19 protein-coding genes are annotated in these 17,485 nt (G+C 59.1%); 10 read left to right on the top strand and 9 right to left on the bottom strand.

Going from position 1 to position 17,485, the window contains the following annotated elements; all coding sequences use genetic code 11:
* Positions 1 to 28 precede the first annotated feature (28 nt).
* Complete coding sequence (locus MJ639_RS09765; protein WP_243371033.1) at positions 29 to 973, top strand: alpha/beta fold hydrolase; 945 nt, start codon at positions 29 to 31, stop codon at positions 971 to 973.
* Between the two features lie 14 nt (positions 974 to 987).
* Here the strand turns inward: MJ639_RS09765 and MJ639_RS09760 are convergent, their stop codons facing one another.
* The 5 genes from MJ639_RS09760 to MJ639_RS09740 form a co-directional block, all read right to left on the bottom strand.
* Positions 988 to 1,752, bottom strand: coding sequence for a LamB/YcsF family protein (locus MJ639_RS09760; RefSeq protein WP_243371030.1), 765 nt, complete (start codon positions 1,750 to 1,752; stop codon positions 988 to 990).
* Between the two features lie 4 nt (positions 1,753 to 1,756).
* Positions 1,757 to 3,049, bottom strand: a complete 1,293-nt coding sequence (gene pncB, locus MJ639_RS09755; RefSeq protein ID WP_243371028.1) for a nicotinate phosphoribosyltransferase — start codon at positions 3,047 to 3,049, stop codon at positions 1,757 to 1,759.
* Between the two features lie 83 nt (positions 3,050 to 3,132).
* Complete coding sequence (locus MJ639_RS09750; protein ID WP_423790781.1) at positions 3,133 to 3,462, bottom strand: c-type cytochrome; 330 nt, start codon at positions 3,460 to 3,462, stop codon at positions 3,133 to 3,135.
* A gap of 57 nt (positions 3,463 to 3,519) precedes the next feature.
* A complete protein-coding gene (locus MJ639_RS09745) occupies positions 3,520 to 4,785 on the bottom strand; it encodes a PQQ-dependent sugar dehydrogenase (RefSeq protein WP_243371026.1) in 1,266 nt (421 codons plus the stop codon).
* A gap of 181 nt (positions 4,786 to 4,966) precedes the next feature.
* Entirely contained in the window at positions 4,967 to 5,470 is a 504-nt protein-coding gene (locus tag MJ639_RS09740; protein ID WP_243372001.1) for a pyridoxamine 5'-phosphate oxidase family protein, read from the bottom strand.
* 216 nt (positions 5,471 to 5,686) lie between these two features.
* Here MJ639_RS09740 and MJ639_RS09735 point away from each other — a divergent pair, with 216 nt between their 5' ends.
* Genes MJ639_RS09735 through MJ639_RS09725 form a run of 3 tightly spaced genes read left to right on the top strand, consistent with a single transcriptional unit; the run spans position 5,687 to position 7,703 of the window.
* On the top strand, positions 5,687 to 6,814 hold the full coding sequence (locus MJ639_RS09735; protein WP_243371024.1) for an Mrp/NBP35 family ATP-binding protein: 1,128 nt from the start codon (positions 5,687 to 5,689) through the stop codon (positions 6,812 to 6,814).
* A 27-nt stretch (positions 6,815 to 6,841) separates the two neighbouring features.
* Positions 6,842 to 7,480 (top strand): molybdenum cofactor guanylyltransferase MobA, encoded by a 639-nt coding sequence (gene mobA, locus MJ639_RS09730; RefSeq protein WP_341482646.1) that lies wholly within the window; start codon positions 6,842 to 6,844, stop codon positions 7,478 to 7,480.
* A complete protein-coding gene (locus tag MJ639_RS09725) occupies positions 7,473 to 7,703 on the top strand; it encodes a sulfurtransferase TusA family protein (RefSeq protein ID WP_243371019.1) in 231 nt (76 codons plus the stop codon). Before mobA ends, MJ639_RS09725 begins: the two co-directional genes overlap by 8 nt.
* Positions 7,704 to 7,745: 42 nt before the next feature.
* On the opposite strand, the gene MJ639_RS09720 is transcribed toward MJ639_RS09725, so the two are convergent.
* Positions 7,746 to 7,922, bottom strand: a complete 177-nt coding sequence (locus MJ639_RS09720; protein ID WP_243371011.1) for a CsbD family protein — start codon at positions 7,920 to 7,922, stop codon at positions 7,746 to 7,748.
* 360 nt (positions 7,923 to 8,282) lie between these two features.
* On the opposite strand from MJ639_RS09720, the gene MJ639_RS09715 reads away from it, so the two are divergent.
* Entirely contained in the window at positions 8,283 to 9,062 is a 780-nt protein-coding gene (locus MJ639_RS09715; RefSeq protein ID WP_243371008.1) for a sensor histidine kinase, read from the top strand.
* Here the strand turns inward: MJ639_RS09715 and MJ639_RS09710 are convergent.
* Positions 9,059 to 10,309 carry a glycerate kinase type-2 family protein gene (locus tag MJ639_RS09710; protein ID WP_243371006.1) on the bottom strand — a complete coding sequence of 417 codons (1,251 nt, stop codon included), beginning with the start codon at positions 10,307 to 10,309 and terminating at the stop codon, positions 9,059 to 9,061. The two genes, MJ639_RS09715 and MJ639_RS09710, sit on opposite strands and share 4 nt — an antisense overlap.
* Positions 10,310 to 10,351: 42 nt before the next feature.
* Entirely contained in the window at positions 10,352 to 11,161 is an 810-nt protein-coding gene (locus tag MJ639_RS09705; protein ID WP_243370993.1) for a DeoR/GlpR family DNA-binding transcription regulator, read from the bottom strand.
* 200 nt (positions 11,162 to 11,361) lie between these two features.
* Between MJ639_RS09705 and MJ639_RS09700 the strand changes: the two genes are divergently transcribed.
* From MJ639_RS09700 to MJ639_RS09680, 5 genes are all read left to right on the top strand, one after another.
* A complete protein-coding gene (locus MJ639_RS09700; protein WP_243370991.1) occupies positions 11,362 to 12,171 on the top strand; it encodes an HAD family hydrolase in 810 nt (269 codons plus the stop codon).
* 24 nt (positions 12,172 to 12,195) lie between these two features.
* Complete coding sequence (locus MJ639_RS09695) at positions 12,196 to 13,197, top strand: ABC transporter ATP-binding protein (protein ID WP_243370989.1); 1,002 nt, start codon at positions 12,196 to 12,198, stop codon at positions 13,195 to 13,197.
* A gap of 79 nt (positions 13,198 to 13,276) precedes the next feature.
* The gene (locus tag MJ639_RS09690) at positions 13,277 to 14,557 is read left to right on the top strand and encodes an ABC transporter substrate-binding protein (protein WP_243370987.1); all 1,281 of its coding nucleotides are present in this window, start codon (positions 13,277 to 13,279) and stop codon (positions 14,555 to 14,557) included.
* Positions 14,558 to 14,622: 65 nt separating this feature from the next.
* Positions 14,623 to 15,540: a carbohydrate ABC transporter permease gene (locus MJ639_RS09685; RefSeq protein WP_423790780.1), complete on the top strand. Its 918-nt coding sequence runs from the start codon at positions 14,623 to 14,625 to the stop codon at positions 15,538 to 15,540.
* Positions 15,537 to 16,346, top strand: a complete 810-nt coding sequence (locus MJ639_RS09680; protein WP_243370985.1) for a carbohydrate ABC transporter permease — start codon at positions 15,537 to 15,539, stop codon at positions 16,344 to 16,346. The genes MJ639_RS09685 and MJ639_RS09680 overlap by 4 nt, the downstream gene beginning before the upstream one ends.
* Positions 16,347 to 16,424: 78 nt before the next feature.
* Here MJ639_RS09680 and MJ639_RS09675 read toward each other — a convergent pair.
* Positions 16,425 to 17,485: NAD-dependent succinate-semialdehyde dehydrogenase (locus tag MJ639_RS09675; protein WP_243370983.1), on the bottom strand; the 1,061-nt coding region annotated here is incomplete at its 5' end.

Below are 17,485 nucleotides of genomic sequence, written 5' to 3'. Positions count from 1 at the left end.
GCCGTGAAAGTGTAAGACACTTCGACTCATGTTCGAGAACTTCACACATCGCCGGATCGAGACATCCGAGGCCCTTATCAACCTTCGCCATGCAGGCGAAGGACCACCCGTCCTGCTTCTGCACGGGCATCCGCAGACACACGCGATGTGGCACCGCGTAGCGCCACATTTGGCCGAGGACTACACCGTTGTCTGCGCGGATCTGCGGGGTTATGGCGACAGCTCCAAGCCGCCGACAAATGCGGATCATGCGCCCTATTCCAAACGTGCCATGGCGCGCGACATGGTCGAGGTCATGCAGGCTCTCGGCTTCGAACGTTTCGCCGTAATCGGCCATGATCGCGGCGGTCGTTGCGCCTATCGGATGGCGCTTGATCACCCGTCACTGATCGTAGCACTTTCCGTTCTGGACATCCTGCCGACCTACGAGCATTTCGTGCGCACGGATATGGCTTTCGCCATGGGCTACTGGCACTGGTTCTTTCTGGCGCAACCGAACCCGATCCCGGAAACGTTGATCTCAGCCGACCCCGACACGTTCTATCTGCGGCGCGGGCGCACGATGTTCGATGCGGATGCACTCGCTGAGTACAGGCGCTGCTACACCGATCCTGAGACCATCCATGCCATGTGCGAGGATTACCGCGCCGGCGCAACCATCGATATGCAGTTGGATGAAGCCGACAAGAAGGCTGGAAATCGCATTATGTGCCCAGTGCAGGCGCTCTGGGGCTTAAGGAATGGCCTGGAGCGCTGGTATGACGTGTTATCCGTCTGGCGCGAATGGGCAGATCATGTGGAAGGTCACGGGATCGATTGCGGCCACTATCTTGCCGAGGAGGCCCCCGACGAGACGCTGGCCGCCCTCAAATCATTCCTCACTCGGTCCTTCAGCGCAAACGCGTTGGCGACATCGCGTTCGCAGCGTCCAGAAGCAGGGATGCCAACGCTGCGTCTGGTTCCAAAGAGCTGATACTCACTGTAGCTTTACGTCCCTGAGAACGGTGCGATCTCGATTCCATTCGCTTCGAGTTTGGCGCGGATCGTGCGTGCCATGGCAACCGCGCTCGGCTCATCGCCGTGGACACAGATCGTGTCGATCTCGATGGGAATACGCTTGCCCGATGTGGTGAGGACCGCTTTATCCTGGAGCGTGCGCAGCACGCGCTCGGCTGCGGCATCGGCATCGTGCAGAACGGAACCCGGCTTCTTGCGTGACGTCAGCGTGCCATCATCCTCATAGGTGCGGTCGGCGAAGAACTCACGCGCGACCCGGACACCGATTTGCTCCGATGCCTTCTCCATCAGGAGGCCCGGCATGCACATGTTGATGAGTCTTGCATCGACACCCTTGATGGCGCGAGCGATGGCGAGCGCGAGGCTCTCGTCCTCGTTCGCCATATTGTTGAGCGACCCGTGCGCCTTCACATAAGTGACCTGATGGCCGGCTAGCGCGGCAATAGCCTGCATGGCGCCGATCTGGTAAGCCACCATGCGCTCGATCTCGGCAGGACTGTCACCGCGGATGACACGCCGTCCGAAACCGTGAAGATCGTTGAAGCCGGGATGTGCGCCGATCGCCACGCCCTTGCGCTTCGCCGTCTCTGCCGTGCGGAACATGATGGACGGGTCGCCCGCATGAAAGCCGCAAGCGATATTCGCTGACGACACGATATCGAGCATTGCCTCGTCATCACCCATGGGCCAGGGACCAAAGCCTTCGCCCATATCGCAGTTCAGATCGATTTTCATGGCCTCACACCACAACCGGCTGCGCCGTTTGCGCCCCTACATGAAACACTCGCTTGTAACGCTCGATCTCAGCCTCCGGCCCGAGAGCCTTCGTCGGATTATCGGAGAGCTTCACTGTTGGACGACCATCGGCCGAGATGACCTTGCAGACGATGGAGATCGGATCGAGCCCACCATTGGGAGCAAGCCCGCGGAAATCGTTCGTCAGCAGCGTGCCCCAGCCATAGCCGATGCGCATGCGCCCGCTGAAATGCTGATGGATGCGCTCGATCACATCAACGTCGAGGCCATCTGAGAAGATCGCGAGCTTGTCCTTCGGATTCTGTCCCCGCTGCTGCCACCAGGCAATGGCTTCCTCACCGCCCTCGATCGGATCCTTTGAATCGATGCGAATACCAGTCCAGGACGCAACCCAATCAGGCGCGTTCCGCAGGAAATTCGTCGTGCCGTAGGTATCGGGCAGGATAACGCGCAAATTGCCTTCGTAATCCTGCTGCCAATCGGCGAGCACGTTGTAGGGGGCCTTCGCCAATTCCTCATCGCTGTCGGTGAGTGCCGCATAGACCATCGGAAGCTCGTGGGCGTTCGTGCCTACGGCTTCGACCTCCCGACGCATGGCGATGAGGCAATTGGACGTACCAAGGAAGGACGATCCCATTCCTTCGATCATCGCCTGCACGCACCAATCCTGCCACAAGAAGCCGTGGCGGCGGCGCGTGCCGAAATCGGAAATGGAGAGACCCGGCAGCTTTCTCAGGCGCTCGATCTTCTCCCACACGCGTGTCATGGCGCGGGCATAGAGCACCTGCAGCTCGAACTTGCCCATGCCTCTCAGGACGCCGCGTGAACGCAGCTCGTTGAGGATCGCAAGCGCCGGGATTTCCCACATGGTGGTCTCGATCCACGGTCCATGGAAAGTCAGCACATACTGGCCGTCTTCCTTCTCAAGCAGATACTCCGGAAAGCGGAAGGTCTCGAGCCAGTCCATGAATTCCGGCGAGAACATCTGCCGCTTGCCGTAGAAGGTATTGCCGCGCAGCCAAGTGGACTCACCGCGGGTCAGGGAGAGGCTGCGCACATGATCGAGCTGCTCGCGCAACTCGCCTGCATCGATGATGTCGGCCAGCGGGATCCGTGTTGTACGGTTGTGAATACCGAAAGTGACCTGCACATCCCGATGGCGGCGAAAGATCGTCTGCGCCATCAGGAGCTTGTAGAAGTCCGTATCCAGCACCGACCGGACGATCGGGTCGATTTTCCAGGTGTGGTTATAGACCCTGGTTGCGATGTCCACCATCGCCTGCTCCTAGCCGTTTCAGGAGGCAGGACAATAGCGAAGCCAGCCCTCCGAAGAAAGGGCGGCCAGCTTCAATCCCCCGCTCAAGGAGGCAGAACGTCGACCTGAATGGAGGAATAATAGGCCGCAATATCGGCCATATCCTGTTCTGACAGGTCTTTTGCTACAATGTTCATAGTCTCGTTCTGCCGTGCGCCGGATTTGTATTCCGTCAGCGCCTTTACGAGATAACCCTGGATCTGCCCCGCGAGGTTTGGGGCTTCGGGGTTCTTCGAAAGCCCGTCCAGGCCATGACAGGCTTGGCACGTGGTGATTTTCTGTCGACCGGCCCTGGCATCGGCTGCCTCGGCGACCATGGGAAAGAACCCGATCAAGCAAGCCCCGGCAGCAGCCAGAGCAAAAGTGATCTTCATGGCGTTTCCTTTGAAAGAAGCCAGGCGTGCCGATCGGCACGCCTGGCGTAAGGAGCCCTACTGACCTTCGTAAGAGATGCGATAAACTGCACCCGCCGTGTCGTCAGAGACGAGAAGCGAGCCGTCAAGCAGCACGGCCACGTCAACTGGCCGGCCAAGATATTCGCCGTTCTCGTTGAGCCATCCCTCGGCGAAGACCTGCGGCTTGTCGGCCGTGCCGTCGGGTTTGAGAGGCGTGAACATCACCCGCGCCCCTACTGGTTTGGTTCGGTTCCACGATCCGTGCTGAGCCGAGAAGATGCCGCCCTGATAGGATCGAGGGAACATCTTACCGCTGTAGAAGACCATTCCGAGATCGGCGGCATGCGGTGCCATCTCGGCCTGCGGCGCAATGGTGCCTGATGGCACTTGGTCGTCCTTGTACTCGACGGTGCGAACCATGCCGCCGCCGTAATACGGGAAGCCGAAATTCTGCCCCATCTGAACGACGCGGTTCAACTCGCCGGGAGGCTGGTCATCACCCATGCCATCGACTTGATTGTCGGTGAACCACAAGGACTTGTCGGCAGGATTGAAGTCCATCCCAACCGAGTTGCGAATGCCGGTCGCATAGACCTCGCGATTCTTGCCGTCCTGATCCATGCGAATGATGCCGCCGATGCCGACTTTGCGGTAAAGCTCCATCTTCTCTTTCGGCGGAACATTGTAGGGCTGGCCAAGCGCAATGTAGAGCTTGTTGTCGGGGCCGACCCGACAGACTCGGGCAGTGTGGTTGAAGCTCTCCTCCGTCGGTGGAATCAACTCGCCCTGCTTGGCAACGATGCCGGCTGCCACATCAGGTCCTTCGTAGAAGAACTCGGCCGCCGGGAATTGCAGCACCCGGTTCTGTTCCGCAACATAGAGCATACCGTCTCGCGAGAAGCAGACACCATTGGGAATCTTGAACTCGACGGACGGAGCGAACTGCTTCACCTCATCGGCCATGCGGTCCTTATCGCGATCCGTCACGACATAGACATTGTTCTTGCGGGTTCCGACGAAGACGACACCGGCATTGGGACCAACCGCCATGTGACGGGCATCAGGTACGACGGCATAAAGATCAATCTTGAACCCTGCCGGTAGCTTGATCTTTTCAAGATTCTTGCGAATGGCGTCGGCACGACGGCCTTCCTGGGGAATCTGCTTAGGCTCGACAGTACCTGTGCTCTGGAATGTTTGCAGCTTTTCGAGATTGCTGGTCGGCGGCTGAGTGGCAGGCTGGGTAAGACCCGTGGACGCGAAGGCTACAGTGGAGACGGCGGCAAGCCAGATGGATTTCATCCTTCCCTCCCTGGGAACGCCCCTTTCCTGTTCTTTTGTCAACCTGCGGATAAGTTCCGGGTCACTTTTGTTGGCTTGGCACCGATCATACTCAAGCTGGGGCGTCCAAGAAAGAAGCAAATAAGAGGCATGAAAAAGGGCCGCTTAAGCGGCCCTCGTTGCTTGAATTGTCGTTATAGCATCAATTGAGATTGACCTTTGCCTGATCACCCGGATGAGGAGGTTTTCCGGTGAGCGCGGCCTTGGCATATCCATAAAGATGCACGATCGTCGAGGACGGGCTGTCCCAGTACTCGCCCTTGGAAGGATGCACGCGGATCAGCGCGATCTGCGGATCGTCCACGCCTTTCGGAAACCAAGCACGCAAGGGCTCAGACCACTTCTCCTCGATCTTGGCCTTGTCGCGTACAATCTCGGCCCTGCCGGAGATGGAGACATAGGTCTGGCTGCTCGGATCGCTGAAGCCTAGATTGACCTCGTTGTCGCGAGAAAGCTCAGTCGTCTTGGGCGACTGGATCTGCGTGAAGAACCAGAGATCGCCATGTTCATCGGCTTCCTGGTTGTACATGGGCCGGCTATGCAGCGTGCCATCGGTATCAATGGTGGTCATCATGGCGATTTTCACGTCATTGATGAGATCATAGAGCTTCTTGGCATTCGGATCGTTATGGCCGTGCTGGTGCATCATCCTCTCCTGATTGGGCAGTGTCGTCACGGGGCGACCTGCAAGCGCGGCTTTCGGCTGGCTTCGGCAGGCCCCGAGGGAGTGTTTTGACAACGGACAGGCTCGGTTTTGGTTCGGATATCCTCTATGACGGCCAAGCAACGCCTTAACGAATGGGTCGCAAGGCTATACATGATGCTCAGAAATCTGTTTGCTCGACTTTCAGGAGCCTCCATCGTGGCGATCACGCGTAACCATGTGCTGCAAGCGCTCTCCACCGTACCGGTCGGAGCCAGTGGGACGGACCTCGTCGCATCAGGACGCTTGTCGGACGTCCATATCGACGACGCGGGCCGGGTGATGTTCTCTATCGCGATCGATCCAACCGAAGCACAGGCCATGGAACAGGTTCGCCAGGCTGCGGCAACGGCCGTCCAGGGTCTGCCTGGCGTGAAGGGTGTCTTCGCCAGCCTCACGGCAGACCGCCCTGCAGGCGCGGCGGCATCGCCTCCCTCCCCGGCTGCAGCACAGCGCCCCCATGCAGCGGCTCAAGCCAAGGGCCAGCGCATCCCTGGCGTGAAGCACGTGATTGCCGTTGCATCCGGCAAGGGCGGCGTCGGCAAGTCGACCACGGCCTGCAATCTCGCCCTCGGCCTCAAGGCTCTCGGCCTGAAGGTCGGCATTCTCGATGCCGACATCTATGGCCCTTCCATGCCGAAGCTCCTCGGCATTCAAGGAAAGCCCAAGTTGCTCGAGAACCGCATTCTCGAGCCCATGGAAGCCTATGGCCTGAAAGTCATGTCCATCGGGTTCCTCGTTGAGGAGGAAGCGGCGATGATCTGGCGCGGACCGATGGTGATGTCCGCAATCACGCAAATGCTGCGCGAGGTTGCCTGGGGTGATCTCGACGTACTCGTCGTCGACATGCCGCCCGGCACCGGCGATGCGCAGCTCACCATGGCCCAAGCGACGCCTCTGGCAGGTGCGGTAATCGTATCCACACCGCAAGATCTGGCGCTCATCGATGCACGCCGCGGTGTCTCCATGTTCAAGCGCGTGGAAATCCCGATCCTGGGCATCATCGAAAACATGGCGACCTTCGTATGCCCCCATTGCGGCCAGGCTTCGCACATCTTCGGACATGGTGGCGCAAGAGATGAAGCCGCACGCCTCGGCGTTCCCTTCCTCGGAGAGGTCCCGCTCAATATGACGATCCGCGAACTTTCGGATTCAGGGCGCCCTGTCACGGCCACAGATCCGAGCGGACCGCATGCGCAGATCTACAAGGCCATGGCGCAGCAGATATGGACATCTTTGTCCGGCGGCGCAGTTGCGCGTCCCGCCCCGCGTATCGTCATCGAGTAATCCAGCATGGGGTCCACTCCCACTACCTTGGGCGTCATTCTCGCAGGCGGCCTTTCAAGGCGCATGGGCGGCATAGACAAGACGCTTTTGGAGCTCGGTGGACAAGCCCTTCTGTCTCATGTCGTCCGGAAATTAGAACCTCAATGCGAAAGTATGATTGTCAACGCGAACGGTAATGCGGGCCGCTTCGCGCAGACACACCTCACCGTCGTACCAGACACCGTTCCCAATCATCCTGGTCCGCTTGCAGGGCTTCTCGCAGCGATGGAGTGGACTGCAAGAAACAACCCCTCCATCGAATGGATCGTCAGCGTTCCAGGCGATACGCCTTTCATCCCCATGGACCTTGTCGAGCGCCTTCATGCGGCGCGTGCTGCTTCACGTAGTTTGATCGCGTGTGCCGCTTCAGGATCGCGACATCATTTCGCGACAGGCCTTTGGCCGGTATCCCTATGCGGCAATCTGCGCGATGCGCTGATATGCAAAGGCTTACGTCGTGTGGAGGATTGGGTAAGACTGCATGGACTCGCAACAGCATCATGGTCCGTGGATCAGGTAGACCCTTTCTTCAATATCAATACCCCTGAAGATCTCGATGCGGCGGAGAGCTTCATGAAACGTACAAATATCAATGCTGAATGCGGGCAGGAAAGCCTCGATGATTGAACTCGATCTGTCCGGATTGAAGTGCCCGCTTCCGGTTTTGCGCACGCGCAAAGCGTTGCTTTCCATGAACCCAGGCGATCAATTACGAGTTATCTGTACGGATCCTCTGGCGGGTATCGATGTTCCTAATCTCATCCGAGAGCTTGGGGACGAACTCTTAGAGCAACAGCAGAACGAGAAGAATATCAGCTTCCTGATTATGCGAGCGGGCAAGCCTGCATAAAAAGAACCCGGCCATGGCCGGGTTCTTTTTAGAACTTCAGGATCAGCTGCCTTTGCGCATGCTGTCTTTCATGCCGCCAATCGTATTCTGGATACGACCCTCGGTCTTATCCATTTTGCCCTCGGCTTCCATCTTGGAATCGCCGATAGCCTTGCCGACGCCTTCCTTCACGCGGCCCTTGATGTTCTTCATGCTGCCTTCAGTGCGATCACGATCCATGATCATTCTCCTTGGCTATGATATCCGGCAAGGAAACGCTTTAACGAAGTGCAGGTTTCAAGCGTGACAGGAAAGTGTGGCCTCTGACGAATACCCTAAGAACCTGTCCACAAAATCGAGAGCATTCCGATAGGATTCCAAAATAATACTCTCCGCAGACGCGCGTTAAATATTATTAATTCGCCATATTTATTTCGGAAATGCGAAACTTCACGGGTTCAAAAACAAATCTGAACAGTCGGAACCACTTCAATGTGCGCAGCTTCACATTTCTAAAGCCCAAAGCATGGACACGGCATTTTACTGCTCTAATTCGGGAGCTGGATTGAACGTTATATACTTAAAAAGTACGAGTTTTCTGTGCCTCCTGCCCAAAGGCCCCCTAAAAAGCCCTCCAAGCCTCAGCAGGCCGCGGCTGTCCGACCCAGCGAGAGGAAGATCTTCCAACCGCTGGATCGTATCGCTCTTCTTGCTCATCAGCTCAGGACGCCGCTTTCGACCATCAATGCCCTTGCTCAAGGGATGATGCGACGCGCCGAGAAGATGAGCGCGGATGACGTCCGGCATAGGGCCGAGAGAATCTGGCGGTCCAGCCTGCGGCTGGACGAGCTGATCGAGATGATCCTGTCCTATACGCGCGCCAGCGCCGGCGGGATGCTTCTCAATCCCAGCGAGTTCAACCCTGAAGCCCTGATCCTGCGCGCCTGCCGCGAGCAGAACAGCCATGAGCCCGAACGCCCGTTTGACATCGACATCAGCGAACTGCCGGAAGCGATCGTGGGAGATCCTATTCTCCTGGAGCAAGCGCTCGTGATCGTGCTCTCCAACGCCATGAAATATTCGGAGGCCGGCCAACCGATTACCGTTACATCCTATGCGCTCGATGACTGCATCGTAATTACGGTGAAGGATGAAGGCATCGGCATTTCCGACCGGGACCTACCCTTCCTGATGCAGCCTTTCTTCCGTGGGCAGAATGCCAAGCAACTGCCCGGTACGGGCCTTGGATTAAGCCTGGCCTGGCATATCCTGAAGCTTCATGGCGGCGGGCTCGATATCGACAGCGTGGAAGGCCACGGCACGAGCGTCACCCTGACGATTCCGGAGAAAAACATTACCGGCGCGGTCGGTGCACTTTAACGGATGAGAATAGCGCGAAAGTCATTCACGTTCGTTAGGGTCGGCCCCGTTACGATCAATCTGTCGATCTGCGCGAAAGCACTGTAGGCATCGTTGCTGGCGAGATATTCCGAAAGGTTCAGCCCTTTCGCGTCTGCAGCTGCGAAAATGGATTGATCAAACCATGCCCCGGCATTGTTTTCCGATCCATCGATTCCATCCGTATCGCAGGCAAGAGCGGACATGCCCTTCGCGCCGCGCAACGACAAAGCCAGGGCCAGCAGGAACTCCGCATTACGACCACCACGGCCCTGGCCGCGAACGGTCACCGTCGTCTCACCGCCTGAGAGTAGCACGCATGGAACAGCAACAGGCATTCCATGTGTATTTGCGGATCGCGCAATTCCAGCCATCACGCGCGCAACTTCACGCGCCTCCCCTTCAATCGCATCCCCGAGGATCAAGGGTGTCAGGCCAAATTCGCGTGCTTTGTCTGCCGCCGCGTCAAGAGCCATCTTGGGCGTTGCGAGCATATGCATCTCTCCCCCTGCTGCCGAACTCTCAACGATGTTGACGCGCATGGCCTGAACCACATGGGGAGAAACCTCGATGCTATATTTTCCGAGGATCGATAAAGCGGTCTCCGGGTCGATACGCTCGGGAATTGTTGGCCCGGATCCTATGCTGGATGGATCGTCTCCTGGAACATCGGATATCAAATAGGTAACGAGCTGCGCCGGAGCGACAGCTGCGGCCAGCCTGCCGCCCTTGATAGCGGAGAGCGACTTGCGGACGAGATTCATCTCGCCGATGGGGGCGCCTGATTTCAGAAGAGCACGGTTCACTGCCTGCTTGTCTGCGAATGTGATGCCTGCAGCGGGAAGCGAGAGAAGCGCCGAGGCCCCGCCTGAGATCAAGCAAACGACGAGATCGTCGGGGCCTGCTTCATGAGCGAGTGCCAGAATACGTTTGGCCGCGTTCAATCCGGCCTCGTCGGGAACAGGGTGAGAGGCCTCCACGATTTCAATGGATTGCACAGTAACAGCATGACCATATCGGGTGACGACAAGCCCCTCGCAGGTGCCGCCTTCTTTCGCCCAGGCCTGCTCGAAAGCCGCCGCCATGCGTGCCGAAGCCTTGCCGGCACCGAGAACGATCGTCCGCCCCTTCGGCTTGGGCGGCAAACAGGTCTCGAATTTCCCGTCAGGCAGAGCGACCTTCAAGGCAGCGTCGAACAAGGCACGGAGGATTGCTGCATCATCTGTCATGCCGTGAGCTTACGCGATAAATTCCTGACGTGAAGAGCCTGTCTAAGCCGTTGCAAGAACGCGCGGCTTATCACCCTGCTCTGCAACATGCAGAGCCACATTGCTGGCTGCGATCCTGTCGACCAGAGCCCCATCCGGCACGTGATCCGTGATGATGTCTGACAATTCTGCCATGGAACAGACGAGTTCGAGATGGCGGCGGTTGAACTTCGCGGAATCGAGGAGGAGGACGCTGCGCTCCGCCCGCTCGATCATGGTTCTTTTCACCCAGCACGCCTGGGTTTCCACATCGTTCGGCCCTTCGAGGGTGAGACCGCTCGCACCGATGAAGGCGATATCTGCATTGAAGCGTCGGAGAAAGGCGTTGGTTTCCGAACCATAGACGCCTCGCTCACGGGCCGAGAAATCGCCCGGGCAGAAAAGAACCCTGACGCTGTTCTGCGATACAAGAGCGCTGGCAACCGCGAAGCAATTCGTGATCACCGTGATTCGTTCTGCCCTCTCGGCCAAAATCTGGGCGAACCGCGCCGTGGTGGATCCTGAGTCGATCATGATCACATCACCCGGCTGGACCAGTTTGACGGCGATCTGGGCAATGGCCTCTCGTTCTTCGACGGCAAGGGTGTTCCGGTCCTGGAATTCGGGCTGAAGGCCCAGCTGTCGCCCGGCCGCGCCGCCATAGGTGCGGCTCACCAGCCCGCGCTGGGTCAGTTCTTCGATATCGCGCCGCACCGTCTCCGCAGAGACGCCGAGCCGTCGTGCAAGGTCGGAGGTTCGCACGGCCGGGCTCAGGCCCAGCTCAGCCACGATCAGGCGCTGGCGCACAGCCTTCTTGCCTTCTGGGAAGGACACGCTTCAAGCCTCCATGCACAACCGAGAATAGCGTAACCTGGTCAAAAAAGTTGGAACATTCCACAGAAGTATGATTGAAGCTCCAAATTCCGTCATCTAGGTTTTACATAAGGCACCGATGAGTGCCGCAGAAGGAAACGCCTGCTTATGCACGAAAGCGCCCTGCAACCCTGCAGCTCCACCTCTATGGGAGGAGCAGCATGATCCCCCTTTCTCAGCTTCCGCTGGAAAAGGCGCGGTCCGTGCGCGTCATCCTTACCGACATCGACGACACCATTACGACGGAAGGCATGCTTACGGCCTCGGCCTATGCCGCCCTGGAAAATTTGCAGCGTGCAGGCTTCCTGGTCGTTCCCGTCACCGGTCGCCCGGCCGGGTGGTGCGATCACATCGCCCGTATGTGGCCGGTGGATGGTATCGTGGGCGAGAATGGCGCCTTCTATCTCCGCTACGACCGCCAGCGGAAAAAGATGGACCAGCATTTCTGGGCCAGTCCTGAAGACCTGAAGAAGAACCGCGCCAAGCTCGATGCCATCGAGAAGGAAGTGCTCGAATCTGTTCCCGGTTCAGCGCTCGCCAGCGATCAGGCTTATCGTCTCGCCGACCTTGCCATCGATTTCTGCGAGGACGTTCCTGCGCTGCCGGAATCCGAAGTCGACAGAATTGTCGCGATCTTCGAACGCCACGGGGCGCAGGCAAAGGTCAGCTCCATCCATGTGAACGGCTGGTTCGGCGACTACAACAAGCTCAGCATGGCCAAGACATTTCTGGCCGATGCGTTCGGCATGGATTGGGAAGAGGCGAAGAAATCCGTGATCTATGCGGGCGACTCGCCGAATGATGAGCCGATGTTCGAGGCCTTCCCACTCAGCGTCGGCGTCGCCAACATTCACGCTTTCGAGCACCGGCTGAAGAACAAGCCGGCCTATATCGCCAAGGGCCATTCCGGTGACGGCTTTGCCGAGCTGGCCGAGCTCCTCCTCAACGCAAAACGCCGTCAGGCCGTCTGATCTCCAACGCCAAGGATCGTTCTCATGTCCGAGATTGTCGTCAACGCAGTATCGAAAACATGGGGTGGCGTCGGCGGCGTCAACAATATCAGCTTCAAGGCCGATGCGGGCACGCTTCTCGTCCTGCTCGGCCCCTCCGGCTGTGGCAAGTCGACAACCTTGCGGCTGATCGCAGGTCTCGAAGAAGTCGACTCAGGCACGATCACCATCGGCGGGCGGGAGGTCACGCATCTCTCGCCCGCGCAGCGCCACATCTCCATGGTGTTCCAGTCTTACGCGCTGTTTCCGCACCTGAACGTTGCTGAAAATATCGTCTTCGGCCTGAAGGTCCGTGGCGTCGGACGCGCCGAGCGTGACGAGCGCCTGAAGAAAGTGGCGGATATCGTGGGCCTGAGCCATCTGCTCGAGCGCAAGCCGAGCCAGCTCTCCGGCGGCCAGCGCCAGCGCGTCGCGCTGGGTCGCGCCATTATTGCCGAAGCGCCTGTCTGTCTCATGGACGAGCCGTTATCGAACCTCGACGCAAAGCTCCGCCATGAAATGCGCACGGAAATCCGCAGCCTGCAGCAGCGCCTTGGCATGACCATGGTCTATGTCACGCACGATCAGACCGAAGCCATGACCATGGCGGATCGCGTTATTCTCATGCGCGACGGTCATATCGAGCAGAACGGCGCCCCGCATGAGCTTTACAATGAGCCCGCGAGCGATTTCACGGCACGCTTCATCGGCACGCCGCCCATGAACATCATTTCCTGGCAGGACAACGCCATGCTAGGCGTGAGGCCGGAGCATGTGTCGATCGTTGAAGGCAACGGCGTTCCGGCTACCGTCAAAGCCGTCGAGTATCTCGGGGCCGACAGCATCGTCCTGTGCGACGTGAAAGGCGAGAACGTCTCCGTTCGCCAGACCGGTTACTGCTCGCTACCGACCGGTGCACAAGTCTCGCTGGAGTGGCAAAACCGTCATATACATCTGTTTGACAGGGACAGCGGAAAGCGTCGCGCGGGCACTGCATCGCACGCGTGAGGCTCATCCTCTGAAAGGACGCTCGCGGCTCGCCAAGGTCGCAAGCGTGTGGCTTCCATAAACCCCGAGGGGGAGGACAATGAAGTTCAAAACCAAAGCCCTGCTCACGGCAGGCCTCATGACGGCGGCAAGCCTGAGCGCCACCGTGGCCCATGCGGTCAACCTGACTATGTATTACCCCGTCGCCGTCGGCGGACCTGTCACGAAGATCATCGACGACATGGTCCAGGGCTTCCAGAAAGAGAACCCGGACATCAAGGTCGAGTCCGTTTATTCGGGCAACTACACCGACACGATGACCAAGGCGATGACCGCCATGAAGGGTGGTCAGCCCCCGCAGCTCTCGGTGCTGTTCTCCACGGACCTCTTCACGCTCATGGACGAGCAGGCCATCGTGCCGATCGATCAGATCGAGGGTGTAGACAAGAAGTGGCTCGACAGCTTCTATCCGGCCTTCATGGAAAACGGCCGTGTGGAGGGCAAGACCTGGAGCATCCCGTTCCAGCGTTCTACCATCGTCCTCTACTACAACAAGGACGCTTTCAAGGAAGCAGGCCTCGACCCCGAGAAGCCGCCGACAACCTGGGCTGAGATGGCCGAGATGTCGAAGAAGCTCGTGAAGAAGGACGCTTCCGGCAACGTGACCCGCTGGGGCGTGGAAATTCCCTCCACCGGCTACGGCTACTGGATGCTTCAAGCCCTCGCCATCGAGAACGGTCAGAAGCTCATGAACGAGGCCGGCACTCAGGTCTCCTTCAACGCACCGAAGACTGTTGAAGCCCTGCAGTACTGGGTCGATCTCGCCGCCAAGGACGGCGTGATGCCGAAGGGCGCCGTGGAATGGGGCACTCTGCGCACGGACTTCCTCGAAGGCAAGACGGCCATGATGTGGCACACCACCGGTAACCTGACCGCAGTGAAGGAAGGCGCGAAGTTCAACTTCGGCGTCGCCATGCTGCCAGCCAAGGAGCGCCGTGGTTCGCCGACCGGTGGCGGCAACTTCTATGTGTTCAAGAGCGCCTCTCCTGAGCAGCAAAAGGCAGCCGCGAAGTTCATCCAGTGGATGACGGCTCCCGAGCGCGCCGCCGAGTGGAGCATCAAGACCGGCTATGTCGCCGTGACGCCTGCCGCCTACGAAACGGAAGTCATGAAGAACTACGTCAAGGACTTCCCGCAGGCCGTCGTCGCACGCGACCAGCTGCAGCATGCCGTCGCCGAACTCTCGGTTCACGAGAACGGCCGCATCTACAAGATCATGAACGATGCGGTTCAGGCAGCCGTCACCGGCACGCAGACCCCGCAGGAAGCTCTCGAGAGCGCGCAGAAGCAGTCTGAGCGCATCCTCAGCCGCTACAAGTAATGTTGCTCAAGTGCTGCGGCGGACCTCTGCCGCAGCACCTCCCCTCTTCCGACTAGGAGCCGACAATGGTTGCAGCCGTCATGAGCGCCGCAGAGCCCAGAGCCGCCAAGCGCAGGAATTGGATGACGAGCATCAATGCCTGGCTGCTGCTTCTGCCTGCCATCGTGTTGCTGGGTACCTTCACCCATTACCCGATCCTGTCGACGCTCTATCACAGCTTCTTCTCGCTCGGCCGTGGCGGCACATCGAATTTCGTCGGGTTCGAGAACTACGCCTACATGCTGGATGACGATGTTTTCTGGCAGGTGCTGCGCAACAACATCGTCTTTGCTCTGGCGACCGTCCCGACCAGCATCGCGCTGGCGCTACTGATGGCCGTGTGGGTGGACAAGAAGATCGCAGGCCGTTCCTTCCTGCGTCTTGCCTTCTTCACACCCACCGTTCTTCCCATGATCGCGGTGGCGAATATCTGGCTGTTCTTCTACACGCCGGGCTACGGCCTGCTCGATCAATTCCTGAAGAATTTCGGTTTTGCGAGCAATAATTGGCTCGGCGATCCTTCCACCGTCATGACGTGCCTTGCCGTTATGGTGGTGTGGAAGGAGGCTGGCTTCTTCATGATCTTCTATCTGGCGGCTTTGCAGACCATTCCGCCCGAGCTGAAAGAAGCCGCAGAGGTTGAAGGTGCGAGCCGGTGGTACTTCTTCCGTCGCGTGACACTGCCGCTCCTGATGCCGACGACGCTTTTCATCTCGATCAACGCGCTCATCAATTCCTTCAAGCTCGTGGATCAGCTCGTCATCATGACCAAGGGCGGGCCGAATAACGCGAGCTCGCTCCTGCTCTACTACATCTATGAAGTCGCCTTCACCTTCCAGGACACCACCTACGCGGCAACGCTGACTGTGACGCTGATCGCGATCCTGGCAGGTGTGGCACTGACCAAGTTCGTCTATCTCGACCGCAGGATTCATTACCAATGAGACAGAAAGATCATTCGGTCGAAACCATCGCCGCCTGGGTACTGGCCCTGCTGTGGCTGCTGCCGCTGGCCTACAGCCTGTGGAGCGCATTCCATCCGTCAGAATACGCCACGCGTTTCGATCTGACCGCGCCGCTGACACTCGACAACTTTGTCAAGGCTTGGCATCAGGCGCCGTTCGCGCGCTACTACCTGAACACCCTGATGCTGGTGAGCCTGGTTCTCGTATGCCAGCTCGTGATTGCTACGCTGGCGGCTTATGCCTTTGCGCGGTTCAAATTTTTCGGCCGCGACGTTCTCTTCGCACTTGTGCTCGTACAGCTCATGATCATGCCGGATGTGCTGATCGTGGAAAACTACCGAGTCATCAGCGCATTGAACCTGCTCGACACGATCCCGGCGATCGCCCTGCCCTATATCGCCTCGGCCTTCGGCATCTTTCTGCTACGCCAGACCTTCAAGGGCGTGCCGAACGAACTCGTGGAGGCCGCGCGTGTGGAAGGCGCATCGTCCTTCGGCGTGCTATGGCGAGTCTTCGTGCCGCTCGGCAAGACCACCTACATCGCCTTCGGTCTCGTCTCCGTGAGCTATCACTGGAACAACTTCCTCTGGCCGCTCATCGTCACCAACTCCGTCGAGAGTCGTCCTCTTACGGTGGGTCTTGCCGTGTTCGGCGCTCCTGAAACGGGCGTGGATTGGTCAGTGATCACGGCCGCGACCGTCATGACCATGGCGCCCCTGCTTCTGGCCTTCCTTCTCTTCCAGAGACAGTTCGTTCAATCCTTCATGCGCGCTGGTATCCGGTAAGAGATTTCGATCAATTAGGACTGCGCGAAAAGAAAAGCCGGGCTGAGCTGCCCGGCTTTGTTCGTTTTGTGCTGTGGCTTAGAGGCCTGAGAGAGCGATGTATTTGATTTCGAGGAAGCCCTCGATGCCGTATTTCGAGCCCTCGCGGCCCAGCCCCGATTGCTTGATGCCCCCAAACGGCGCCATCTCGTTGGCCAAGGCCGGCGTGTTCACGCCCACCATCCCGCTCTCCAACGCCTCCGCCACCCGAAACACCCGCGCCATGTCACGGGCATAAAAATACGACGCCAGCCCGAACTCCGTGTCGTTGGCCATCCCGATCACATCCGCCTCGTCCTTGAATGGGATGATCGGCGCCAGCGGCGCGAACGTCTCCTCCTTCGTCACCCTCATCGCCTGGTTCACGCCCGTCATCACGGTGGGCTCGAAGAACGTGCCGCCCAGATCCGAGCGCTTACCGCCCACCAGCACCCGCCCGCCCTTGGCCAGCGCGTCCTGCACATGCTCCTCCATCTTCGCCACCGCGCGCTCGTCGATCAGCGGGCCCATGGAAACGCCCTCCTCCGTGCCCCGGCCGAGCTTGAGGCTCCTCGCCTTCGCGGCGAGCTTCTCGGCAAAGGCTTGAGCCACGCTCTCCTGCACATAGATCCGGTTGGCGCACACGCAGGTCTGGCCCGCATTGCGGAACTTCGAGGCCATCGCGCCTTCCACCGCCGCATCAAGATCGGCATCGTCGAACACGATGAACGGCGCATTGCCGCCCAGCTCCAGCGACAGCCGCTTGATCCCGTCTGCCGCCTCGCGCATCAGCCAGCGGCCCACGTTGGTCGAGCCGGTAAACGTGATCTTGGCCACCTGCGGGTTGCGGCAGAACTCCTCCCCGATGGGCTTGGCCTCGCTCGTGGTGATGACCGAGAAGGCGCCCTTGGGGATGCCCGCCCGCTCGGCCAGCACCGCCAGCGCCAGCGCCGAGAGCGGGGTCTGGGCTGCTGGCTTGAGCACCATGGTGCAGCCGGCCGCCAGCGCCGGGCCCACTTTCCGGGTGATCATGCCATTGGGAAAGTTCCAGGGGGTGATGGCCGCGCACACGCCCACCGGCTGCTTGAGCACCAGGATGCGCTGGCTTGGATTGGCGCCGG

It is taken from the genome of Microvirga solisilvae (genome assembly GCF_022808595.1).
Classification (GTDB): Bacteria; Pseudomonadota; Alphaproteobacteria; order Rhizobiales; family Beijerinckiaceae; genus Microvirga; species Microvirga solisilvae.
Note: the sequence above shows the minus strand (reverse complement) of the source record. Positions and strands in the feature narration are given on the sequence as shown.